Origin of the sequence: Mesorhizobium sp. M1217 (assembly GCF_040318275.1) — a bacterium.
Taxonomy (GTDB): Bacteria; Pseudomonadota; Alphaproteobacteria; order Rhizobiales; family Rhizobiaceae; genus Mesorhizobium.
The window spans coordinates 81,624-103,372 of record NZ_JAMYMA010000003.1; the positions used below are offsets into that span (position 1 = coordinate 81,624).

Here is a 21,749-nt window from a genome sequence, read left to right on the forward strand (position 1 = left end):
TTTACTGCCGGATCGCCGTCGTCGTGTCGGATGCAGCAGCCGCAGTCGCAGGTTGTATCTTGGGCGGCCACGAGAAATCGTCGGCGCGGCCGGGCGAGGCGTCGGTCGCCTTGCCCTCGACGATCAGCTTTTCGCCGGGCAAATTCTTGTCCGCCTTTGCCGGCGGGGCGGCGCCGAGAAGTTCCGAGCCGCCGTCCAGCGCCGGATCGCTGAGCAGCATCGGCACAGTGCGATCGGCGGCTATCGGTGCGGCAGCAGGTGCCGGCGCCTCGACGGGAGCGCCGGCCGGGGCAGAAGCTGTGACCACGCTTCCCGGAGCGGCCAGCCCAAGGATCTTCATCAGCGGCTTTTCGGTGTAGAAGGCGAGCTTGCGCTTGCCGGCCTTCGACATGTTGATGCCGTCGTCGGAGCGCAGGCGCACCGATTGGCCGTTTATGTCCGGTCCGCTGGTGATAAAGGCGCCGTTCTCGTCGACGAACCCGTCCCAGACATCGACGAATTCGCCGCCGTGGCTTTCGGCGGACGAGCGGTAGATGTCGTTGAAGGCCAGCATGTCGGAGGTCATTTTCGAGACCCGGAAGGCCGGCATGCCAACCCATAGATACGGCACCTTGGCTGAAGCGATGGCTTTGCCGAGCGCTTCGGTCCGGCGCTCGTACTCCTTGGTCCAGTTTTCGGATCGCGGCTGCTCACGCACATCGCCGACGCGCATCTGCTGACGGTCGTTCGATCCGAGCATGACGACGACGGCTGCCGGTTTTTCGGCAGCGATCAGCGACTTGACCTGTTCGGGCCAGTTGTAGACATCGTCGCGCACGAAGCTGGACGAGCCGTTGGCGCGGACGACAATCCTGACGCCGGTGTTTTCGGCAAAGGCGGCGTCGAGCCCCTCAGCCAGTCCAGACGCCATGAAATCGCCGACCACCAGAACGACGCGCGCATCGGGCGCCTTCTCGGCCACCGGGGTTGTCGGCTCGGCCGGCGCCGGCCGGCGAACGGACCGGGGCTTCCTCAGCTTGGGTCTGGGCTTTGTTCTCTGGAATTCTCTCGGGAATTCGGGCGGCGGCTGCTCAAACCGCTCGCTTCTGCGCGGAAACAACAGGTCGCGCAGCGACCAGCCACGACTTTCCGGCTCCTGCGCCATGGCCGAGGTATGAAAGGCGCTGGCCGCGCCGACTGCCAGAACGACGATCGCCAGAACGAGGATCGGCACGCGACGAACGATCAACCGGATGCGCGCAGCCGAAACCAATCACCCTCTCCATCCCGTAACCGGCTCTAGTTTTGCCTGAGCCATTTGAGCACTTCCTTGCTCGGATACCCGTCCTGGGTCAAGCCGGCCTTTGCCTGGAAGGCCATGATGGCGGTTTTCGATCCGTCACCGATCTTGCCATCGAACTTGCCGTCGTAATAGCCGTGCTCGGAAAGTCGCTTCTGAAGCTCCTGCCTTTCCTCGAAGGAGAGCTTGGTAAACGGTCGCTTCCAGTCCTGCACAAGCCCGCCATAGCCGGCGATTTCGTCGGCAAGAAGGCCCACGGCGAGCGCATATTTGTCGGCATTGTTGTAGCGCTTGATGACCGAGAAATTCTTGATCATCAGGAAAGCCGGCCCGCCCCGGCCACCGGGCAGCTTCAACGTCGCCTTGTCCCCACCGTTCTTGAATGGCTTGCCGTTGGCACGGGTGACGCCAAGCGCCTGCCATTGCGACAGCGACTTCGAGCCCCCGGGCAGCTTCTTGCCGTCCGGAAGGCTGACCTCATAACCCCAGGTCTTGCCTGCCTGCCAGCCGTTCTTCCTCAGCAAATTGGCGGCTGTCGCCAGTGCGTCGGGAATCGAATTCCAGATGTCGCGCTTGCCGTTGCCGTCCATATCGACCGCATAGGACAGGTAGCTGGTGGGGATGAACTGGGTATGACCCATCGCGCCGGCCCAAGAGCCGCTGAGATGGCTTTCGTCGATGTCGCCGGTCTGCAGGATCTTCAGCGCCGCGATCAGCTGGGTGCGGGCAAATTTCGCGCGCTTCGGGTCGGCATAACCAAGCGTCGCCAGCGAGCGCACGACATTGCGCATGATGTCATCGCGCTTGAGGGTTTCGCCGTAGTTCGACTCCATCGACCAGATGGCCAGCAGGATGTAGCGGTCGACGCCGTATCTTGCCTCGATCCTGTCCAGCCACGGCTTCCATTTCCTTGCCATCTGCTGGCCGACGGCGACCGACTGGTCATGGACGCGGTTGTCGAAATAATCCCAGGCGGGTGCGGTGAATTCGGGTTGAGTACGGGCCTTTTCCAGCACCATCGGATCAGCATCGCTGATGCCCTTGAATGCGTGGTCGTAGACGGAGCCGGAAACGCCGCTCGCCACGGCGGTAGCACGGAAGCTGGCGACCCATTGGCGGAAGCCGGCATCGGCAAAAGCCGGCCCGCTGGGCATGAGCAAGGCAAGCGAGAGGCTGGCGGCCGTCAGGACGCTGGTGAAGCGCCTTGCGACGTTGCGAACGGACATCTTTTCCTCCTTCTTTATCTCAGGAAGACTATTCATCGCCGAACCCGGTTAGCATTTGGTTTACCATAGGTGCCGTCCGGGATGAAAAGATGCGTCGACGCTTTACCAGCTGAGATTTCTGTCCCGTCGTTCAGTAATGCTCGATTTCGGCATGAAAATGTCTCGAATCGGGATTGCCGAACCGGCATGCAAATGGATAATTGGCACATGAAGAGAGTTCGCAAGGCAGTATTCCCGGTTGCCGGTCTCGGCACGCGCTTTCTCCCCGCCACCAAGGCCATTCCCAAGGAAATGCTGACGGTCGTCGACAGGCCGGTCATCCAGTATGTGGTCGATGAGGCGCGCGAAGCCGGGATCGAGCATTTCATCTTCGTGACCGGCCGCAACAAGGCGGTCATCGAGGATCACTTCGATGTCCAGTTCGAGCTCTACGACACGCTTGCGCAGCGTGGCAAGGATGATCAGCTCGCCCGCCTGCAGCGGCTGCAGCCGGCGCCGGGGCAGACCAGCTTCACCCGCCAGCAGGTGCCGCTCGGCCTTGGCCACGCCGTCTGGTGCGCGCGCGAGCTTGTCGGCGACGAGCCCTTTGCGCTGCTGTTGCCCGACATGATCATGCAGTCGGAAAAAAGCTGCATGAAGGACATGGTCGAGCTTTACGCCGAGACCGGCAACAACATCGTCGCCGTGCAGGAATGCGATCCCGCCGAGGCGCACAAATACGGCATTGTCGGCCGCGGCGAGGACGCCCATCACGGTTTCAGCATCACCGGCATGGTGGAAAAGCCGAAGACCGGCACCGCGCCGTCGAACCTCTTCATCAACGGGCGCTATATCCTGCAGCCGGAGATATTCAAGATACTCGAAGGCCAGGAAAAAGGCGCCGGCAACGAGATCCAGCTCACCGATGCAATGCTGAAGCTGCAGAAGCAACAGCCCTTCTACGGCTACCACTACCGCGGGCGGACGTTCGACTGCGGCTCGCCCGAAGGCTTCGTCGAGGCCAACGTTGCCTTCGCACTGTGGCGCAGCGACATGAATGCAAGCATGGCCGGTGTCATTCGCACGCTTCTCGACGAACTCGCGCCGTCAGAACGCCGCGGCGTAGCCTTCTAGCTTCAACACCGGTTCGCGCTGACTGGCTAAAGTGCGCCGCATTCGACCAGCCTTATGCGATGCGCTTTAGGTTCTTGTTTTATGCATGTCGTTATCGCAAAACCGCTGCACACTTTTGCGCGACATGCATTAGCGCTGCAACTTCAAGCCGACGAAGATACTGTTGGCCGTGTAGTCGCGTCCAACCAGGTTGCTGGTCAGTTTTTCAGTCCTGACGCGGGTGGTGAGCCCGGCATAGCGGTTCAGCCACCATGTCAGCCCAGCCTCGGCGCTCAGCGTCAAATCATGATCGTCGGAGCCGGTATAGTCGCGCCATTCAACGCCGAGAGCGGCATTTCCGGTCAGGTTGGCGCGGATTTGCCGCTCGCCGGTGAGGCTGCTGGAATAGAGCATGTCGCCGCTTTCGCCCGCGTTCGTCGTGTTCTCGGCGGTCGTCTGTGCGGTGAGGCCGATCGTGGTGCCGCGTTCCGGCGACCATTTGAGATCGGCATTAACCGTCCCGCCCGAAATCGCCGGCAGGGCGTTGTCGTCGATAGCTTCGCGCAACCAGCCGACCGAGAACTCGCCGGTAAGCTTCTCGCGGAGATCGAGCTCGACGCCGGCCCGTGCGCCAAGCCGCGTCGAGGAGCGCTGGAAGCCGTTTGGATCGACGCGCAAATCATAAGCGCGCCGGCCGACCTCGATTTCGGTGAACGGAGTGATGGCAGGCGAGATCTCGTAGCCGGTGCGCAAAATGGCCGTATAGAGCGTCGAGTCGCGGCCCTTCTGCGACAGCGATCCCCCCGACGAAAGCTTGGCGTCACCAAAGATGTCGTGCTCGACCGCGCCGGTCAGCGCGAAGCGCATCTTTCCCGCATCCTTCTCGACGGCGAGGCTGCCGCTCACGGTCTGGCGCACCGGCTGCCCAACGGCGCCGACGATGGCGTCCGGCGCCGAGGCCGATTCGGGCACGGCCTCGTAGCCAAGTTTGGCGATGGCGCGCAGATCATTGTCGAGATCGATGTTGAGCGTGCCGTCGACGCGGCCTTGCGCCTCGTGAACGTCATAGCCGGACAACGTCTCGCGGAAGATGCCATAGCCCTCAATCGTCGCCGAATTCTCCCGCCAGTCGGAGACGGCGTTGAAGCGCAGCGTCGTTTCCGACAGCAATGCCGGCTTGCCGAGGCTGCTCGAATCGGCGTTTGTTGAATACGTCAGGCCTTGCTCGAGCGTCGGCCGGATCACGAAGGAGCCGAGCTGGATGCCGGTGGCGGCGAACGGGTCGTCCTCGTTCTTCTTGTCCTGGCCTTCGATGGCTTCGGTGCGCTCGGCGCCGGGGTCGAGCTTGAGCCTTTCGGCGGAATCGATGGTCACCGCACGGCGGTTGGCCGTATCCTGCTCGTCTATGGCGGCGGTGTCGGTGTCGTCGGTCGTCGGCGTCGCTGCAGTCGCAGTGGCGCCTCTCTTGCGCTTCTTGTTGTCCACGGCCTCATCTTTGGCCTTGCCTTCTTCGACGGCGCGTTGCGTTGCGCTCGGCCGCCGTCGTGGCGGCGGAGCAGGGTCGGCAAACGGGTCGTCGCTGGCCGCTGGTGGATCGAAAGTGCCGCCGGTTGTGGCCGCCGCCTCGCCCGTGCCGTCGTCAGGCAAGGCCCCCGGGCTGGCCGGACGATAGGTAGGCAGCGGCGTATCGTCGTTGGCGGTTGCAGCAGCCATGCCCAACTGCCTGATCCTGTACTGCTGGTCGTCCAGGATTGTCGATTCCGAAACCTCACCGCGCAGCTCGATTTCCTGGGCGCAAAGCAGTGCCGGACGCGACAACGCAAGGACACTGGTTGCCAGCAGCAAAGCGCAAACCGCGTTGCCCTTTCGTCCTATTTTGTTTTGAGGCTGAAACCCGGACATCGGCACCACTGCTTGCGCGGCGCACGCGCGCCATACTTACGAAACCGTAAATGGGGATGGTTAACGGAGCGTTGAGGGATCGCCCGCCAAGGTGTTCTGGGCGGCAATTCCGTTGGACAGGCGCGCGCCGAAGCGCTAATCGCATCGTCCATGGACGTGAAATCCCCAGACAGGAAGCCGCTCGACGAGCAGGCCGCGATTGCCTCGGCGCTGAGAACGGTGGCGACAGAGCAGGCCGGCGTCGCGGCACTGGCAGACGCGCTCGAAAACGGGCTGGCCGAGCCGTTCGCACGGGCGGTCGACATGGTGTCGCAGATCGATGGCCGCGTCATCGTCACCGGGGTCGGCAAAAGCGGCCATATCGGCTCGAAGATCGCCGCAACGCTCGCTTCGACCGGCACGCCGGCCTTCTTCGTCCACCCTGCCGAAGCCAATCACGGCGACCTCGGCATGATCGCTCGGAACGACGCCATCATCGCCCTGTCGTGGTCGGGGGAAAGCCTCGAGCTCAAGGGCATCATCGCCTATTCCAGGCGCTTCTCGATCCCGCTGGTCGCGGTCACCGCCGGCGAAAAATCGGCTCTGGCGCGTGCGGCCGACGTGGTGCTTCTGCTGCCGCGAGCCCCGGAAGCCTGTCCGCACGGCCTTGCGCCGACGACCTCGACGCTGCTGCAAATGGTGATGGGCGATGCGCTGGCCATCGCGTTGCTCGAGGCGCGCGGCTTCACCCCGGACCATTTCCGCACGTTCCATCCCGGCGGCCAGCTCGGAGCCAACCTGACGCAGATCCGCGAGATCATGCATGTCGGCGACAGGCTGCCTCTGGTGTCGTCCGGCACCGGCATGCGCGAGGCGATCCTCGAATTGTCGCGCAAGGGGTTTGGCTGCGTGGCGGTCACTTCGGCGGACGGCAAGCTGATCGGCATCATCACCGATGGCGACATCAGGCGCCATATCGGCAGCGATCTTCTGGCCATGAGCGTCGATCAGGTGATGACCAGAGAGCCAAAAATGGCGGCGCCCGACACACTGGTTGCGACGGCGCTGCAGACGATCAACGATTCTGCCATTACCAGCCTGATGGTGGTCGAAGGCAGACGGCCGATCGGGCTCGTCCATCTGCACGACCTGCTGCGCATCGGTGCTGCCTAGCGGGCTTCTAGACTGCCTCGACCGTCAGTTCCAGGTCGGTGTCGGCGGCACCGGTCACGCGCACCTGCGTGCCGGCCGGCAGGTCAGGGCCGGAGACGCGCCACAACGTGTCGCCGAGCTTGATGCGGCCGCGCCCATCCTTGATCGGCTCGGCAAGGGTCGCCGTCCGGCCGACCATCTGCGCGCCGCGCCGGTTGAGCAGCGGCTGGTCGGTTTCCTCATGCCGCCCGCCCACCAGCCGCTTGCCGACATAGGCCGAGACCAGCGACAGCGCGAGGAAGGCGAGGACCTGGACCTGCCAGCTCCAGAAACCGGCGTCCCAGATGAGCAGCGAGACGACGCCGATCAACAGCGCGGCAATGCCGATCCACAGCATGAAAATGCCCGGCGCGACGACCTCCATCACCAGCAGGGCGAAGCCGAGGACCATCCAGCTCCACGGACCGAGTTCGGAAATGATGCGATCGAACATGGCCTCAGGTCTCGCTGGGACGAACCACGGGCGGGCGGGCCTGTCGTGCTGGACTGGCGGTGCCTTCGCCCTTGAAAACTTCCCTGGCGATTTCACCAATGCCGCCGAGCGTGCCGATCAGTGAGGAAGCCTCTATCGGCATCAGCACGAGTTTGCTGTTTGTCGCTGCACCGATCCTGGTCAGCGCTTCGGTGTATTTCAGCGCGACAAAGTAGTTGAGCGCCTGCACGTCACCCTTGGAAATCGCCTCCGACACTACCTGTGTGGCGCGTGCTTCAGCCTCGGCCGAGCGCTCGCGCGCCTCGGCATCGCGGAAGGCGGCTTCCTTGCGGCCCTCGGCCTCCAGGATCTGCGATTGTTTGAGGCCTTCGGCAGCGAGGATCTGGGCGCGCTTGTTGCGCTCGGCCATCATCTGGCGGCCCATCGATTCGACGAGATTGGCCGGCGGGTTGATGTCCTTGATCTCGACGCGGGTGATCTTGATACCCCAGGGGTGCGCGGCCTCATCAACGACGCGCAGCAGGCGCTCGTTGATGGCGTCGCGGTTCGACAACAGCTCGTCGAGGTCCATCGAGCCCATCACGGTGCGGATGTTGGTCATCGTCAAATTGAGGATAGCGTTCTGCAGGCCGGCGACCTGGTAGGCGGCCTGCGCCGCGTTGAGCACCTGATAGAAGGCAACGCCGTCGACGGCCACGGTGGCGTTGTCGCGGGTGATGATCTCCTGGGTCGGAACGTCGAGCACCTGCTCCATCATGTTCATCTTGGCGCCGATACGGTCGACGAAGGGCACGATGAGGTTGAGGCCCGGGCTCAATGTCTTGGTGTAACGGCCAAAGCGTTCGACGGTATAATTATAGCCTTGCGGAATTGTCCGGATGCCCTTGAAAAGCACCAGCACGACAAGGGCGACAAGAACAAGAAGCGCGATATCGAAACCACTGAAACCCATTTTGGCTCTCCCCTCAAAGGCCATGTTGGACATTGCCACGCGGCCGATTCCACCAAACACTTAAGTGTGTTTCAGCAATGTTACAATCAGGTGATCTCGGATTGCGGGTGCATGGACTGCGGGATCCATTCAGGCCCAGCCGGACAGCTCGCGCCGCACCATTGCCTCGATCACCGCCATGCCCTCTGCACTGTCGTTGAGGCAAGGGATGTGTGCGAACTTTTCGCCGCCGGCATGGTGGAAGGTCTCGGCCGCTTCCCTGCCGATCTCGTCCAGCGTCTCGATGCAGTCGACGGAAAAGCCCGGATTGACGATGGCGATCGATTTCACGCCTTCGCGTCCCAGTCTTTCGACCGTCTTGTCGGTGTAGGGCTGCAGCCATTCCTGCGCGCCGAAGCGCGACTGGAAGGTGGTAATCAGCTTGTTCTCATCCCAGCCGAGCTTTTCGCGCAGCAGCCGCGTCGTCTCCAGGCAATGCGCCTGGTAGGGATCGCCCTTGTCGGAGTAGGATTTCGGAATACCGTGATAGGAGGCGATGACGATTTCCGGATCGAAGTCGAGGCTCGCCAGATGCCCTTCGATCGAACGGGCGAGCCCCTCGATATAGGCCGGCTCGTTGTAATAGGGGGGCACGCTGCGAATGGCCGGGGCGCGGCGCATCTTCATCAGCGCGCGAAACAACTGGTCGTTGGCGGTCGCAGTCGTCGTCGCCGAATATTGCGGATAGAGCGGGAAAGACAGGATGCGGTCGCAGCCTTGCTCGACCAGTCTGTTGGCCACGCTCTCGGTCGAAGGGTTGCCGTAGCGCATCGCCCAATCGACGATCACATGGGATAAATCGCCGAGCGCAAGCCCGAGTTTCTCGGACTGGGCACGGGTATAGGTGCGCAGCGGCGACTCGTTGCGCTCCCGGTTCCATATCCTGGCATAGTTGGCGCCCGACTTCTTCGGCCGGGTGGTGAGGACCAGGCCGTAGAGGATCGGATACCAGACCGCCTTGTTGAGTTCGATGACGCGCGGATCGGACAGGAATTCCCTGAGATAGCGCCACATCGGCTTGAAGTCGGTGCCGTCCGGGGTGCCGAGATTGATCAGCATGACACCGACCTTGCCTGTCCCGACCGGAGGGTGTCCTGCCGGGAGCGCGCCGGCGGTCGTTTCGGCTTTGCTTTCAGCAGGGTTGGCAAGCGTCATGGGGTTCTCCAACACCGCGAAACCAGCGGTGCCGCGGCGAAGGTAGCGATGCCGCGCCGGTTTTCAAATGCAGCGTCTGGCCGCACCTTATCCCAGAAATGCGGCACCCGCCCGGTTTGCCGGGCGGGTGCATTGCGTTCCTGCGGCCGGATTACTTCGAGGCCGCCGGGATAGTCAAGGTTGCGCCGACCGGCAGCCGGCGTGGCTCGTAGGCTTTGTTGGCATCGAAGATCATTTTCCATTTGGTGCCGTCGCCATAGGCCTTCACCGCGAGATCCCAATAGGTATCGCCGGCGACGATTACATGGCTGCTTTCGGCCGGTGCCGGCTCAGCCGGCTTGGCGGGCTCGGCAGGTTTTGCCGGCTCACTTGGGGCCGGTTCACTCGGGGCCGGCTGACTCGGGGCCGGCTGACTCGGGGCAGGCGCCGTCTCGGCCGGTTTGGCCGGTACAGCCGGAGCAGGGGTGGCCGGAGCCGGTGTGGCCGGAGCCGCAGGTGCCGCCGGCTGGGCCGGCTCGGCGGGTGCGGGGGCCGCCGGCGCGGTTTCAGCCGGGACGGCCGGTGGTGTTTTGGAAATGTCGCCGGAGCCGGCCGGCATTTCGGGCATTGCCGGCTCAGCAGGCTTTATCGGCGCTGCCTCAGCAGGTTTTGGCGGTTCGGCCGGGTTGGCTGGTTCCGCGGCCGGGGCTCCGGTCGCGGCGATCTCGGTGATGCGGCCGTCGAGCTTCGGCGTATAGGGCCGGTGCGCGCCGAGGTAATCGGCGACGACCTGTTCCAGCCCCGGGCCGTAATCATAGGCGTTCTTGGCCTTCTCGGCGAATACCTTGTAGCCGTCACCGCCCTGGCGGACATAGTTGTTGGTGGCGACCAGATAGTCCTTGTCCGGTTTGATCGGCGTCCAGGCGCCGCCTTCCATGACCTCGACCGATTTGACGCGTCCATTAGGCGGCGCCGATTTGTCGAACGCATATTTCAGGCCGGCAACCTGCGGGAAGCGCCCGGCGCCGTCCTCGACCTGGCTGAGGCCGCTTTCGAGGCCGGCAACCAGATCCTTGCCGGTGATCTGGAAGGTCGCCAGCGTGTTCTGAAACGGCAGCACAGTGAGAACCTCGCCCATGGTGACGGTGCCTTGGTCGATCGAGGCGCGCAAGCCGCCGCCATTCGAGATGACGATCTCGACACCTTGGCCCTTGACCCGGTCGAGGACGGCGTCGGAGACCAGATTGCCCATCTCGCATTCGCGGGCGCGGCAGTTTTCGCGGCTGCCGTCGATCGCCTTGGTGGTCTCGGCGACTTCCTTGTTCTTCAAAGCCTCGATCGGGGCGCCGAGTTCCTTGATGCGGGCAAGCACGGCGGGGTCGGGCGTGATCGATTTGTCGAGATGAATGGGATCGCCGCTTGCCTCTTTGACGACGCCATTGTCGTCGAAGACGACCTTGAACTCGCCGAGATATTTCGAATAGGACGCCGCCTGCACGACCGGCACTTTGTGGCCGTCCGGATTGTCGACCATCGTCGGATAAGGGCCTTCCGCCTTGGGGTCGGTGTTGGACAGCAGCGAGTGGCTGTGGCCGCCGACCACCACGTCGACGCCCGGGATCTTGGCGATCACGTCGCGTTCTCGCTTGTAGCCGATATGGGTGACCGCGATGATCTTGTTGACGCCCTCTCGCTTCAGTTTCTCGACCTCGGCGGTGATCGACTTGACGTCGTCCTCGATGGCGATGTTCGGGCCAGGCGTGGCAAGCTCCGGCGTGTCGTTGGTGACCGCGCCGACGATGCCGATCTTCTGGCCGCCGACCTCGACCACGATCGACGGCTTGACGCGGTCGCCGAGCTTGGATTGCGCATTGGCCTTCACATTGGCGCCGAGCACCGGAAACTGGATCATGTCGAGGAACGGCGCCAGCGCCGACTCGCCATCGTCGAACTCATGGTTGCCGACCACCTCGGCATCGAATTTCATCTGGTTGAGGAATTCGCCTTCGGTCTTGCCCTTGTAGGTCGTGTAGAAGAGCGAGCCCTGGAAATTGTCGCCGGCGCTGAGCAGCAGCACGTTCTGGCCTTGCAGCTTCTTGCGCTCCTGCGCGATCGCGGTGACCAGGCGGCCGGCGCCGCCGACGCATTCGCCCTTGGTCTCCTCCTCGGCCGAGCAGGTCGATTCATACTTGTTGTTGCTCTCGATGCGGCTGTGCCAGTCGTTGATGTGCAGGATGTTCAGCGTGTAGTCGGCAAAGGATACGCCTGCCGACAGGCCAAGCGCCGATGCCGACAGCGCGGCGATGGCAGCGATCTTCTTCATTCTCGTCTCCCGGATAACTTGAGGTACAGCGCCGCGCGTCATTTGGGACGCGCAAAGTACCAATTTTATTTTGCGCATGATCCTTTCCGAAAATCGACTCCGATTTTCGGGGTCATGCGCAGACGCGTTTAAAGCTCTTGTTTGACTGGGATGTAACAGCCCTCTCGGGCCATGTTCACATCGCGTTTCAGTCGATGCAAGCGGAAATCGGCATCAGCTTTGCCGGCGTAAAAAGGCTTTGCCGGCGTAAAAAGCGGCGGCTTGAAGCCGCCGCCCTTTTGCAAAGTCAATTCGGAATCGGATTTCAGGTGCGCCTGGTCAGCACAAAATTCTGCCCGCTCGCGCTGGTGCAATTGAGCTGGCTTGTGGAGACCATCAGGCAGTTGAAGCTGATCGGCGTCTGGCGGATCAGCGAAGTGCCATGGATCTCGACCGAGGTGCCGCCGGTCATGGTGTAGCTGCCATCGGCAAGCTTCTGGCCGGTGTCGGTTGCGACGGTCGCGAAGCTGCCGCCCTTGAAGGTGGACAAGCCCGTGCCCTGCGCGTCGATCCAGGAGCCTTCAACCCCTTTGGCCGTGATCACCGGCGGCTCGCCTGGGCCGGTTGTGGTGCAGGCCGCCAACGCGACCGTAGCGGCCGCGGCAATGCCAGCCGAAAGCAGTCTTTGCGCGATCGTCATCTTCAAAATCCTCTCCTCTCGCATCGGCCCGAAAATCGATCCGATTTTCGGAAAGCACGATGCTCACATTCAAAGTGCTAGAGCGTACTTTGTGCGTCCAAATGGACGCACGTCGCTCTAGGCCGCTCCTCTTCAATCGCCCGATTTCCGGGCGATTGCAAGCTGGCGGAGTGTCGACGCAACGCTGCTATCGAACGAGGATGTTGCGGAATTGCCACGGGTCTTTGGTGTCGAGGTCCTCGGAAAACAGACCAGGTCGATTGTCGAGCGGTGTCCAGTCGGTATAATAGCTCCTGACCGGCCCGAGATATGGGTTCTGCACGTCGAGGCAGCGCTTGTAATCCATCTCGTCGGCTTCGACGATGCCGGCCTCGGGATTTTCCAGCGCCCAAACCATGCCGGCCAGCACCGCCGACGTGACCTGCATGCCGGTGGCGTTCTGGTAGGGCGCCAGCTTGCGCGCCTCGGCCAGCGACAACTGCGAGCCGTACCAGTAGGCGTTCTTGGCGTGACCGTAGAGCAGCACGCCGAGTTCGTCGATGCCATCGACCAGTTCGTTTTCGTCGAGCACGTGATGCACGGGCTGAGCCTCGCCGGCGGCACCGAACATCTCGTGCAGTGACAGCACGGCGTCGTTGCAGGGATGATAGGCGTAATGGCAGGTCGGCCGGTACTGCACCTTGCCCTTCTTGCCGCGCAAGGTGAAGAAATCGGCAATTGAAATCGCCTCGTTATGCGTCACCAGGAAGCCGTATTGCTGACCGGGCGTCGGGCACCATGTGCGCACGCGCGTGTTGGCGCCGGGCTGCTCCAGAAAGATCGCGGCCTTCGAGCCGTTCTTGTGTTTTTTGGCGTTCTTCGGCATCCACGTCTCATGCGTGCCCCAACCGAGCTCGGCCGGCTGCAGGCCTTCCGAAATGAAGCCTTCGACCGACCAGGTGTTCCAGAACACGTTCATCGGCTTGGGTTTCTTGGTGCGCTGGGTGTCGCGCTCGGCGATATGGATGCCCTTGACGCCGGCTTTCTTCATCAGCCTGGCCCAGCCTTCGCGATCGTGCTGCGCGGGCTCCGAGAAATCGAGGCCAAGATCTGTGGCGAGGTTGACCAGCGCCTGCTTGACGAACCACGAGACCATGCCCGGATTGGCGCCGCAGCACGAGATCGCCGTGGTGCCGCCTGGGTTCTTCGCGATTTCAGTACGCACCGTCTCGCGCAGCGCATAGTTGGTGCGTGAGGCATTGTCGGCCTTTTCGTCGAAATAAAAGCCGAGCCAGGGCTCGACCACCGTGTCGATATAGAGGACGCCAAGCTTGCGGCAGAGCTTCATGAGTTCGAGCGAGGAAGTGTCGACCGACAGGTTGACGCAAAAGCCCTGGCCGCCGCCATTGGTCAAAAGCGGTGTCAGCAGCTTCTTGTAGTTCTTCTTGGTCACCGCGTCCTGCATGAAGGTGATGCCGCGCTCGTCGAGCAATTTGCGGTCGGTGTCGCGCGGGTCGATGACCGTCATGCGCGACTTGTCGAATTTGAAATGGCGCTCGATCAGCGGCAGCGTTCCCCGTCCGATCGAGCCGAAGCCGATCATCACCACAGGGCCGGTGATCTCACCGTAAACGGGCCAGTTTTCATTCACCATTTATCGATTACTCCCTCAAAAAACGCTTCGGAACAGCGGCTTGGCCGCGGCGCGACAAACCATAGATCATTGTCACAATAAAGCGAAAATCGGACGGCCGGCGTTACGCCGCGCCATCCCGGCTACGGCTCGACCAGACTTGCAAACTCCGGCTTGAAGAGGGCACGTGCCTCGGAGACCGGCAGTTCCAGCAGATCGTCGGCGCAGGCCTGGATGGCATGCGGCAGGGTCTGGAGCCCGAACACCAGAACCTGCTTGTCGCCCTCGCGCCAGAGGCTGGCAGCCAAATTTTCGTCGATCAGATCGTCGATGCCGCATTCGGCTTCGTGATCAATATCGGTCTGATCGCTCGGTTTCTTGCGCCGCTGCTTGACGAAGGAGGCGAGGGAAGGACCGGGCTTGCCATCTATCGTATCCAAGAAAATGTCCTGAAGGCCGAGCAGGACGCCGCGCCGCACATCCATGATGTAGGCGTCCGAATAGTTGGTCGGATGCGCTCCGCCGCAGAAGATGCTGCCGGACTCCCGCCAGCTCATCAGCCGCGGAGTCAGCGAGGTCACTTCGAATGTGCTGTCCTCATAGCCGCCGAGTGTGCCGCCGTTCACACCGTCAATCGGCCCGCCTTCGTTGAAACCGGCATATTGCGCCGCCACGCAGCCCAGTGCGCCGATGTTGGCGCGCCAGTGCCTGTCTTGCAGCAGAGCGTTCGCGGCCTCGATTGGAACGTCGCCGGACAGTTCGACAATGCGCGGCGTGGCAAATTTGGTGCGGGGGTCGACGACATAGCGGTAAGTTGCGTCCGGCCAACCAGTCGTCTTGCCGTTATCGAGCTGAGTGTCCACCCGCAGATAGTCATAAGGGGACGTTTCCATGGTGAGCGGCGTGTCATTGCCGAAGAACTTCATGAAGCTGAAATCGTAGAGATCGAGCGGGCTGCTGGGCTCGTTCTCGGTCACCTGCCGACTTGCGACCCGTTCCAATCTGAGCGGCAGCGCGCTCTTTCCGTTCCAGCTGCCTTCAAGGGTTTTGCCGTTACTGGATGAGGCCAGGCGCCAGACGGCGGCAATCGGCGCAGCCTTTCCGTCATCGCAATTGTCGGCGCCGCATGCCTCCTCCTCGGCCAGTTCGAACTTGCTGCCCTTTTGAGACCGGGCCTGCAGCGGGATGTCGACGCCCTTCGAGCGGTAGAAATAGCGGCCGGCTAGCGGGCCGCCGGGCGCGGCGGGGTCGCCGGTGAATTCGACGACGATATCGCTCTTTCCAAGCTTGCCGGCATAAGTCACCGGCTCCGCCTCGGCTGCTGTCGACAGTACCAGGATCGCGGCCATAAACGTGACCGGCCTGCTAAGATGCTGGATCATTTTTCCCCCAAGCCGCAAGTTACAGCTGTCTTGCGCCAGCAGTCACGGTCGGCTGTCAGGCCCTTATAGTCAAGTTGTGCCTCGTCCCGCACCTGAGGCTGCTCAGCGAAAAGACGCGGCGAGCGCCACCCCTGGTGCGGATGGCGCATCCGCCCGTTTCAGCGGGTTTTTGTCCTCGGCGCGGCTGTGGAGGCTCGAACCACCAGTTCTACCGGCAGAACGACTTGGCGGGGGGCTTCATTGTCAAGGACCATTCGGGCGGCAAGCCGGCCTTTTCCGATCACGTCTTGTGCGACAGTGGTCATCGGAGGCGTGGTGCGTGCGGATTCAGCGGTGCCATCGAAGCCGACGACCGACACGTGGCCCGGCACGTCTATGCCGCGGCGAACCGCCTCGTCCAGGATCGTGATCGCCTGCCAGTCCGACATGGTCAGGATCGCGGTTGCTTCAGGCGCCCTGTCGAACACCACTGCTCCGGCAGATGGCTCGCCCGGGATCGTCTCGATGATCGGGACATCGTCGATCGACAAATTCGCCTCCGCCAAACCCTGTTTGAAACCGTCGAGCCTTTCATCGTCGAGCGGGAAGCCGGCCAGAAGCGGGCGCGTTGCCTTTCCGGGCATGTGGACAATCGGCGGGCCGGGAGACCGGCGCACCGAAAGGATGGCAAAATGCCGGTGCCCCAGCCCGGTCAAGTGCCGGACGGCAGCAACCGCGCCACTCCTGCCGTCGATCTTTATCGAATTGATGTCGGGACCTGCGTCGCTTTCGAGAATGACGAAGGGCAGACGGCGTCTCTGGACCGAAATTATGAGACCAATGTCGGCGCTGTGACCAAGGATAAAGCCGTCAACCAGGGCATCGCGGATGCTGGCGAAGCGCGTGTTGTCGGTGCCGTTTACAAGGCTGAGCGTCGTTCCAGCCTCGTCGCAGGCGAGCGAAACGCCGAGCACCAGCTCGCGGCCGTATGGGCTTCTCATCACTTCGGAGATGGCGTAGGCGCCAGGCGGCATGAACCCGATGGCATTGAACTTGCCGTCCCGCAGCAATCGTCCTTTCGGATCGGGGCCGCCAAACCCGAGCGCTCGCGCGGCCGCTTCGACGCGCTCGCGCAATTCGGGCCTGACCAGCTCCGGCCGGTTGAAGACGTTGGAGACAGTCCCCCGGGAAACTCCGGCAGCCTTGCCGACATCGGCTAGGGTGGGCATTGGCGATCCACTCGTTTTCCCTGAGGTAGACCATTTTTTGGAGCGCTCCAAGAATTTTATTGACTCAAAACCAAAATAGGGGGATCGTGCTCCTTGGAGCGCTCCAAGAGCATATACTGAGGGTGTTTCTGCGACTGAGACACCGAGAATCGTCACATGGCATGGTCGCAGCGGCCAATGCCCAAGGAGAGGATGATGGCAGAAACCGATGCTTTTCCAGCCTCGCTCGTAGGCAAGACTTTCGACTGCGTTTTCGGCCCCTTCGTACCGCGGCTGACGTTTCTTTCGCCGCAGGAATTGCATATCCAGGCGTCGATCGGGACCACTGAAATCGACGAGGTGGTCAAGGTCGGCCTGACCAGCGTGCGTCCGAATCTCGTGCTCGCGAGTTGGACGGAGCAGAGCGGCAACTTCATTGTGCAGTTGCAGGATCACGAGAACCGGATCGTCCATAATTATGCGCGGCTGGCCGATGGGCAGCTCTTCTGTGCTCAGGGCGCCATTCAAGCCGTTCCGGCGTGAGGGGAGGAAAATGCGATGGAACTCGCTTATGACAGTCATCTGCTTGCTCGAATTCTGCTGAGCGTCGCGACCGTGGGTTACGGTGTAGCGACGATCAAAGCCGACTTGAACGCCACCCACGCCACCAATCCACTGTGGACTCCCCATGCCCGGTTTCACGTCGTCTGGCAGGTGCTGAGCTATACCGGGGTGGCGCTGATTGCCCTCGGACTCATCTGGATCAAGGGGCAACTCGAAGCCGAGCGGCTCTATCTCGCCGGCGGATTGGCCGCGGCCATGTATGGGGCATTCTTCGCGGCCATGCTCTCGCGGCCGATCTATGGTGGCGTGCTGTATGACGAGAACGGCTACCCGCCGTTCCGGCCGCCGTTTGGACCGGCGGGCTGGCGGTGGGATGTCAACGTCACCGTCTTTACCGCGATGTCGGCGATCCTGCTGCTGGGCCTGGCTGCGATTTAGAGCAATTCCGGGAAAAGTGTGAGACGGTTTTCCGTCCGGAATTGCGCAAGAACAAAGAGGTGGAGCGGTTCGGCGTTTCCGTGAAACGATGAACTGCTCTAGGACAGCGCCAGCGCCCTAAGCCACGCGACCAGCCGGTCACGATCGGCGGTCATCCCCTTGTAGTCGAGCTGGGCCTCGTCCAGCGCGAGAAGTTGTTCGGCCAAGGACGCTGCGAGCGCCGCACGGTCGCGGTGGCGCTCCAGCACGGCGAGCGGGTCGAGATGGATGCGGATGGTGAAGAGTACGTCGCCCGAAACGGGGAGCTTTCTCAGCGTCTGCCGCTCGACGCGGATAAAGGCATGGGCGTCGATGTCACCGTCCGGGAATCTCGACGGGCGACTGCTGGCGCGGTCGATGCGTTCGACATTGGAGAGCGGATGGTAGAGCGCGTCGCCCGCCTGGATCGACCAGTTGTAGCGCTCGACGGCTTGGCCCTGGAGGCCGTCGAACATGCGGTTGATGAGATCGGCCGGGCGTGTGCCTGGACCGAAACCCGGTACCGGCGCGTGGATCTGCTGCAGCGGCTTGCCGAATTTTTCGGTCAGCGACCATGACGAGGGGAAGCAGAGCGAGCCGGCCGCCAGACGCCAGCCGCTCTCGTCGCGGCGCATCAGGATCAAATCCTCCTGGACGAGCAACGAGGCCGCGACAAGCGGCGCATCGCTGAAAGAAGCTGCGGTGCCTGAGCCTACAAGACTGTCGGTGCCGCCGATCACCACGATCCCGTTGTCGGTACGCCTGTGGGTCCCAGGAAAGTTCGCCGCCAGATGCGCACCGAGCAGATCGAGCACTTCGCGTTGGGCGTCGCGTGTGGCTTGCTCCTCGACAAAAACCTTGTCTGGAATTTCGGCATAAAGCCGGCGTTTCTCGGCAAGATAGGGCAGCAGATATTCGTCGATCTCGATCCATCTATCGAGATTGAGCGGCTTCAGCCCGATGGTGAACAGTTTCGACGAGCCGTCATAGGGTGTGTGGGTCGGTGGGCGGAAACTCATGCTTCTTTGTAGGCTTCCAGTGCGGCGGCGGCCATTCTCGCCGTGAATTCGGTGATTTCGTAATCGGCGGCGCCTGCCTTGGCGAAGGGATCGTCCGCCAGTCTGGCATCGAGCACGTCGCGTGGACCGCGCGCGATGATGATGCCGCCGGTCCTCGGCCGCTTCGGCCCGGAGGCGACAAAAATGCCTTCCGCATAACAGGCCTTCAGCCACTCGACATGCGCTTGCTGCAGGCTGTCGATCTCGGTCAGCGGCACCGTATACTTCAGCGAAACCACGAACATTGTTGTCTCCCGATGCTTCAGCCCAGCCGCGCCGGGATCAATCCGCGCAGCGAGTTGCCGACGAACAGCGCCTTGGCCGATTTCAGTTCGCTCCATGTGTAGATTGCTTCGCGGGCGCGGCCTTGATCCAGCAGTTCGCCACGCAGGACGCCAGGCAGCAGGCCGCAATCGAGCCGCGGCGTGGCCAGCACGCCATCGCCGAATTCGGCAAAGACATTGGTGATCGTGCCCTCGCAGATTTCGCCGCGCTCATTGGCGAGCAGCACCTCGTCGGCCCGGCCGGCGAGATATTCGGCGCGGGCGCGCGTATGGAGTTGTCGGCGGCTGGTCTTGTGGCGCAGCAGCATATCGCTCGAATCAAGCCGCACGCGCGCCAGCTGCACGGTCCAGACCTTGTCTGCGGCGAGCGGCGCGTAGGGCTGCACCGAAACCGCTACATCGCCCTTGCGCGACAGGACGAGGCGAGTGCGCAACGCAATGTGCTGGCGGCCGACCGCATTCATCAGCGCTTCACCGACCCGTTGCGGGTCGCAGCCGAAGCCGAGTTCGTCTGCCGAGCCGTAAAGCCGCGCGAGATGGCGGTCGAAACGGAGGAAACCCGAGCCGGGTTCCCAGCGCATTGTTTCGATCAGTTCGAAATCGGCAGTGTTCCCGTCGCGAAACGGGCTTTCAGCAGACACTCCTGGTACTCCTCTTCGGCTGTCGAATCGAAGACGACGCCACCGCCGACATTGTAGACTGCCTCGCCATTGGCAAAGAGCGAGATGGTGCGGATCGCCACCGAAAAGCGCATCCGGCCGCCGGGGGCGATCCAGCCTATGGCGCCGCAATAGACATCGCGCGGGCCACCTTCCAGCTCGCGCAGGATCTCCATGGCACGGATCTTCGGCGCGCCGGTGATCGAACCGCAGGGGAACAGCGCGGCGAAAATCTGGCGGATGGCGAGGCCGGGCAAAAGTTTCGCCCGCACGCGGCTCACCATCTGGTGGACCGTCGGGTAGCTCTCGATGCGGAAAAGCTCCGGCACATCGAGCGTGCCAACCTCGCTGATCAGTGAGATGTCGTTGCGCAGGAGATCGACGATCATCCGGTTCTCGGCCTGGTTCTTCTCGTCGTTGCGCAAGAACGCTTTCAGGCGATCGTCCTCCGCCTTGGTGGCGCCGCGCGGCGCAGTGCCTTTCATCGGATGCGTCTCGATCATGCCTTCCGCGTCGACCTCGAAGAACAGTTCCGGCGAACGCGACAAGACGATCGGATCGCCAAGCGCGACCAGCGCCCCATACTTCACCGGCTGGCGTTCGGTCAGCGCGTTGAAGGCGTCCAGCGGATCGCCCGACCATTGCGCGTGGACCGGAAAGGTCAGATTGCCCTGGTAGCAGTCGCCCTTGCGGATGTGGTCATGCAGCCTGGCAAAGCGTTTGGCGTAGTCGTCCGAGGACCAGCCTGCCTTGGGGTCGAAGATTGGGCCGTTGCTAGCCGGCAGATCGCCTGGCGCGACGGTCTCTTCGACCGGCGGGTCGAACACGCCGAGGCAGAAAAGCGGGGCGAGGCGGCCGGCTGGCAGCAGCGGAACGAGCTTGGGCTCGAGCAGGTAGCCGGCCTCGTAGGAGAAATAGCCGGCCAGCCATTTGCCGCCATCATGTGCAGCCTGCGCGGCTTCAAGCGCCGGCAGGAAGTCCGCCTCGCCATGCGCCGAGATGATCTCGGCCGGCCGGTCGAAAACGAGCTGACGCGCGGTCTCGTCGTTCCGGAAAATTGCAAAGGGCAGGGGCAGGGACATAAGGCTCGGATGCTGCGGTCACCAGCGATCGATCTATATGGGGGCTCGACCGTGCGCAATCGAGGGAACGGCGTCTCAAGACGCAAAGGCGCGGCGGGGCAAAAACAAAAGCGGCGCCCGAGAGCGCCGCCTTGTTCCAAATGCCGCCTTGCGATGGATCAGGTGTTGCTGGCTTCCCCCGCGGTCGGGAAGCGGCGCGCAAATTCCTTTTCGTCGCCGGCGGCAAGCAGTTTCGCCTGCTCGATCCAGCGTTCACGTTCGATGCGGCCGTCGAAATTCAACGTCGCCTCGATCCGCCTGACATCGTCGGGCGTCCAGGCGGCGATCTGGGCATAGGTCGTGACCCCAAGCCCTTTGAGCAGCCGCTCGTTGGTCGGGCCGATGCCGATCAGGCGACGCAGATCGTTGGCTTTGCCCGCCGCTGCGGTCGTTGCGTTGCCGGTCGCGGCTTTCTTTGCCGCTGGCGCAGTCTTGGGTGCGGCGCTCGCTTTCGATGCAGCCGGCTTCGGCGTCGCCGTTTTCGCCGCACTTGCGCGTGGCGCGGTCGCAGCCTTGGCCGTTGCAGATTTCTTCGGCGCCGGTTTGGCCGGCGCGGATGTCGACATCAGGGTTGACGGTGCCTGCATCGCCGCCTTGGTTGCGCCGGCCTTGGCGGCTGGCGCCTTGGCTGTTGCCGCCTTCGCGGTTGGCGCCTTGGCGGCCGGCGCCTCGCCCAGCCGCCGCTCGAGGTCGGCGCGGGCGCGGCCGCATTCATCCAACTCACCGGTCAGGCGGTCGCTATCGGCCCGCAATCTGTCACGTTCGCTGCGCGTGCGGTCGAGATCGCCGCGCAAACTGTCGAGTTCGCCACGCAGGCGTCCCCAAATGAACCAGCCAACCAACACACCTACCAGGAACGCCAGGAGCATGTAGAAAAAAGTGCCCATTGTCTTTCTCTCTCCAGTCCGATCCGTCCGCCCTGGCCTGTGGAGCCATGACCTCGGCGAAGGACCATTCGATGGTGGTTCCGCAATTTGCAGAACAGCCGGCTTCGATCGAGCTGTCGGCGACCGGTTTGCCCCTGGCCAACAACCGTTGTCGCATCCGCCGACGCGCCATGACCGGTCGGGACTTTCCGACCGGATCCATTCGTGCCCGGCTGAGCTTGAGGGCGGACGCTATCATACAGCTTACGGGAATCTAACGGAAAACTTCCATGGAAAGTTATTTAAGAAC

The 21,749-nt window shown here is 62.7% G+C and carries 20 protein-coding genes; 4 read left to right on the forward strand and 16 right to left on the reverse strand.

From position 1 onward, the window contains the following. Window position 1: 1 nt before the first annotated feature. A complete protein-coding gene (locus tag NKH37_RS05600; RefSeq protein ID WP_352590572.1) occupies window positions 2-1,252 on the reverse strand; it encodes an SGNH/GDSL hydrolase family protein in 1,251 nt (416 codons plus the stop codon). 26 nt (window positions 1,253-1,278) lie between these two features. Further along, window positions 1,279-2,505 carry a lytic murein transglycosylase gene (locus NKH37_RS05605; RefSeq protein ID WP_353040845.1) on the reverse strand — a complete coding sequence of 409 codons (1,227 nt, stop codon included), beginning with the start codon at window positions 2,503-2,505 and terminating at the stop codon, window positions 1,279-1,281. A gap of 207 nt (window positions 2,506-2,712) precedes the next feature. Between NKH37_RS05605 and galU the strand changes: the two genes are divergently transcribed. Beyond that, window positions 2,713-3,618: a UTP--glucose-1-phosphate uridylyltransferase GalU gene (gene galU / locus NKH37_RS05610; protein ID WP_023719094.1), complete on the forward strand. Its 906-nt coding sequence runs from the start codon at window positions 2,713-2,715 to the stop codon at window positions 3,616-3,618. Window positions 3,619-3,747: 129 nt separating this feature from the next. Here the strand turns inward: galU and NKH37_RS05615 are convergent, their stop codons facing one another. Next, entirely contained in the window at window positions 3,748-5,499 is a 1,752-nt protein-coding gene (locus NKH37_RS05615) for an outer membrane beta-barrel protein (protein WP_353004726.1), read from the reverse strand. Between the two features lie 150 nt (window positions 5,500-5,649). On the opposite strand from NKH37_RS05615, the gene NKH37_RS05620 reads away from it, so the two are divergent. Beyond that, on the forward strand, window positions 5,650-6,651 hold the full coding sequence (locus NKH37_RS05620; RefSeq protein ID WP_023719096.1) for a KpsF/GutQ family sugar-phosphate isomerase: 1,002 nt from the start codon (window positions 5,650-5,652) through the stop codon (window positions 6,649-6,651). Between the two features lie 7 nt (window positions 6,652-6,658). Here NKH37_RS05620 and NKH37_RS05625 read toward each other — a convergent pair whose 3' ends face one another. The 8 genes from NKH37_RS05625 to NKH37_RS05660 form a co-directional block, all read right to left on the reverse strand. Continuing rightward, complete coding sequence (locus NKH37_RS05625) at window positions 6,659-7,123, reverse strand: NfeD family protein (RefSeq protein ID WP_353004727.1); 465 nt, start codon at window positions 7,121-7,123, stop codon at window positions 6,659-6,661. A 4-nt stretch (window positions 7,124-7,127) separates the two neighbouring features. Then, window positions 7,128-8,075, reverse strand: coding sequence for an SPFH domain-containing protein (locus NKH37_RS05630; RefSeq protein WP_023719098.1), 948 nt, complete (start codon window positions 8,073-8,075; stop codon window positions 7,128-7,130). Window positions 8,076-8,204: 129 nt separating this feature from the next. After that, the gene (hemH, locus tag NKH37_RS05635; protein ID WP_352845582.1) at window positions 8,205-9,269 is read right to left on the reverse strand and encodes a ferrochelatase; all 1,065 of its coding nucleotides are present in this window, start codon (window positions 9,267-9,269) and stop codon (window positions 8,205-8,207) included. 151 nt (window positions 9,270-9,420) lie between these two features. After that, complete coding sequence (locus tag NKH37_RS05640) at window positions 9,421-11,571, reverse strand: 5'-nucleotidase C-terminal domain-containing protein (protein ID WP_353004729.1); 2,151 nt, start codon at window positions 11,569-11,571, stop codon at window positions 9,421-9,423. Between the two features lie 304 nt (window positions 11,572-11,875). After that, a complete protein-coding gene (gene omp10, locus NKH37_RS05645; protein WP_023720183.1) occupies window positions 11,876-12,250 on the reverse strand; it encodes an outer membrane lipoprotein Omp10 in 375 nt (124 codons plus the stop codon). Window positions 12,251-12,437: 187 nt separating this feature from the next. Next, a complete protein-coding gene (locus NKH37_RS05650; RefSeq protein ID WP_023720184.1) occupies window positions 12,438-13,883 on the reverse strand; it encodes a homospermidine synthase in 1,446 nt (481 codons plus the stop codon). A 122-nt stretch (window positions 13,884-14,005) separates the two neighbouring features. Beyond that, window positions 14,006-15,244 carry a hypothetical protein gene (locus NKH37_RS05655; RefSeq protein WP_352918319.1) on the reverse strand — a complete coding sequence of 413 codons (1,239 nt, stop codon included), beginning with the start codon at window positions 15,242-15,244 and terminating at the stop codon, window positions 14,006-14,008. 158 nt (window positions 15,245-15,402) lie between these two features. After that, complete coding sequence (locus NKH37_RS05660) at window positions 15,403-16,452, reverse strand: LacI family DNA-binding transcriptional regulator (protein ID WP_352494711.1); 1,050 nt, start codon at window positions 16,450-16,452, stop codon at window positions 15,403-15,405. 195 nt (window positions 16,453-16,647) lie between these two features. Between NKH37_RS05660 and NKH37_RS05665 the strand changes: the two genes are divergently transcribed. Together NKH37_RS05665 and NKH37_RS05670 are read left to right on the forward strand one after the other, a co-directional pair. After that, on the forward strand, window positions 16,648-16,974 hold the full coding sequence (locus tag NKH37_RS05665) for a MoaF-related domain-containing protein (protein ID WP_156948115.1): 327 nt from the start codon (window positions 16,648-16,650) through the stop codon (window positions 16,972-16,974). Between the two features lie 15 nt (window positions 16,975-16,989). Beyond that, a complete protein-coding gene (locus NKH37_RS05670) occupies window positions 16,990-17,433 on the forward strand; it encodes a DUF6640 family protein (protein WP_031194347.1) in 444 nt (147 codons plus the stop codon). A 98-nt stretch (window positions 17,434-17,531) separates the two neighbouring features. Here the strand turns inward: NKH37_RS05670 and NKH37_RS05675 are convergent, their stop codons facing one another. From NKH37_RS05675 to NKH37_RS05695, 5 genes are all read right to left on the reverse strand, one after another. Beyond that, window positions 17,532-18,470 carry a heme-dependent oxidative N-demethylase family protein gene (locus tag NKH37_RS05675; protein ID WP_352481946.1) on the reverse strand — a complete coding sequence of 313 codons (939 nt, stop codon included), beginning with the start codon at window positions 18,468-18,470 and terminating at the stop codon, window positions 17,532-17,534. Next, window positions 18,467-18,754, reverse strand: coding sequence for a YciI family protein (locus NKH37_RS05680; protein ID WP_023720190.1), 288 nt, complete (start codon window positions 18,752-18,754; stop codon window positions 18,467-18,469). Before NKH37_RS05680 ends, NKH37_RS05675 begins: the two co-directional genes overlap by 4 nt. A gap of 17 nt (window positions 18,755-18,771) precedes the next feature. Beyond that, window positions 18,772-19,434 carry an aminotransferase class IV family protein gene (locus NKH37_RS05685; RefSeq protein WP_353004731.1) on the reverse strand — a complete coding sequence of 221 codons (663 nt, stop codon included), beginning with the start codon at window positions 19,432-19,434 and terminating at the stop codon, window positions 18,772-18,774. Continuing rightward, entirely contained in the window at window positions 19,383-20,534 is a 1,152-nt protein-coding gene (locus NKH37_RS05690) for an aminodeoxychorismate synthase component I (protein ID WP_353004733.1), read from the reverse strand. The genes NKH37_RS05685 and NKH37_RS05690 overlap by 52 nt, the downstream gene beginning before the upstream one ends. A gap of 158 nt (window positions 20,535-20,692) precedes the next feature. Beyond that, window positions 20,693-21,460 carry a helix-hairpin-helix domain-containing protein gene (locus NKH37_RS05695; RefSeq protein ID WP_353004735.1) on the reverse strand — a complete coding sequence of 256 codons (768 nt, stop codon included), beginning with the start codon at window positions 21,458-21,460 and terminating at the stop codon, window positions 20,693-20,695. Window positions 21,461-21,749: the final 289 nt, after the last annotated feature.

Coding starts and splice junctions, on each gene's coding strand:
- NKH37_RS05655 (WP_352918319.1), bottom strand. CDS start 15,244: ATGATCCAGCATCTTAGCAGGCCGGTCACGTTTATGGCCGCGATCCTG.
- NKH37_RS05630 (WP_023719098.1), bottom strand. CDS start 8,075: ATGGGTTTCAGTGGTTTCGATATCGCGCTTCTTGTTCTTGTCGCCCTT.
- NKH37_RS05675 (WP_352481946.1), bottom strand. CDS start 18,470: ATGAGTTTCCGCCCACCGACCCACACACCCTATGACGGCTCGTCGAAA.
- NKH37_RS05605 (WP_353040845.1), bottom strand. CDS start 2,505: ATGTCCGTTCGCAACGTCGCAAGGCGCTTCACCAGCGTCCTGACGGCC.
- NKH37_RS05680 (WP_023720190.1), bottom strand. CDS start 18,754: ATGTTCGTGGTTTCGCTGAAGTATACGGTGCCGCTGACCGAGATCGAC.
- NKH37_RS05650 (WP_023720184.1), bottom strand. CDS start 13,883: ATGGTGAATGAAAACTGGCCCGTTTACGGTGAGATCACCGGCCCTGTG.
- NKH37_RS05620 (WP_023719096.1), top strand. CDS start 5,650: ATGGACGTGAAATCCCCAGACAGGAAGCCGCTCGACGAGCAGGCCGCG.
- NKH37_RS05625 (WP_353004727.1), bottom strand. CDS start 7,123: ATGTTCGATCGCATCATTTCCGAACTCGGTCCGTGGAGCTGGATGGTC.
- hemH (WP_352845582.1), bottom strand. CDS start 9,269: ATGACGCTTGCCAACCCTGCTGAAAGCAAAGCCGAAACGACCGCCGGC.
- galU (WP_023719094.1), top strand. CDS start 2,713: ATGAAGAGAGTTCGCAAGGCAGTATTCCCGGTTGCCGGTCTCGGCACG.
- NKH37_RS05615 (WP_353004726.1), bottom strand. CDS start 5,499: ATGTCCGGGTTTCAGCCTCAAAACAAAATAGGACGAAAGGGCAACGCG.
- NKH37_RS05660 (WP_352494711.1), bottom strand. CDS start 16,452: ATGCCCACCCTAGCCGATGTCGGCAAGGCTGCCGGAGTTTCCCGGGGG.
- omp10 (WP_023720183.1), bottom strand. CDS start 12,250: ATGACGATCGCGCAAAGACTGCTTTCGGCTGGCATTGCCGCGGCCGCT.
- NKH37_RS05695 (WP_353004735.1), bottom strand. CDS start 21,460: ATGGGCACTTTTTTCTACATGCTCCTGGCGTTCCTGGTAGGTGTGTTG.
- NKH37_RS05690 (WP_353004733.1), bottom strand. CDS start 20,534: ATGTCCCTGCCCCTGCCCTTTGCAATTTTCCGGAACGACGAGACCGCG.
- NKH37_RS05640 (WP_353004729.1), bottom strand. CDS start 11,571: ATGAAGAAGATCGCTGCCATCGCCGCGCTGTCGGCATCGGCGCTTGGC.
- NKH37_RS05665 (WP_156948115.1), top strand. CDS start 16,648: ATGGCAGAAACCGATGCTTTTCCAGCCTCGCTCGTAGGCAAGACTTTC.
- NKH37_RS05670 (WP_031194347.1), top strand. CDS start 16,990: ATGGAACTCGCTTATGACAGTCATCTGCTTGCTCGAATTCTGCTGAGC.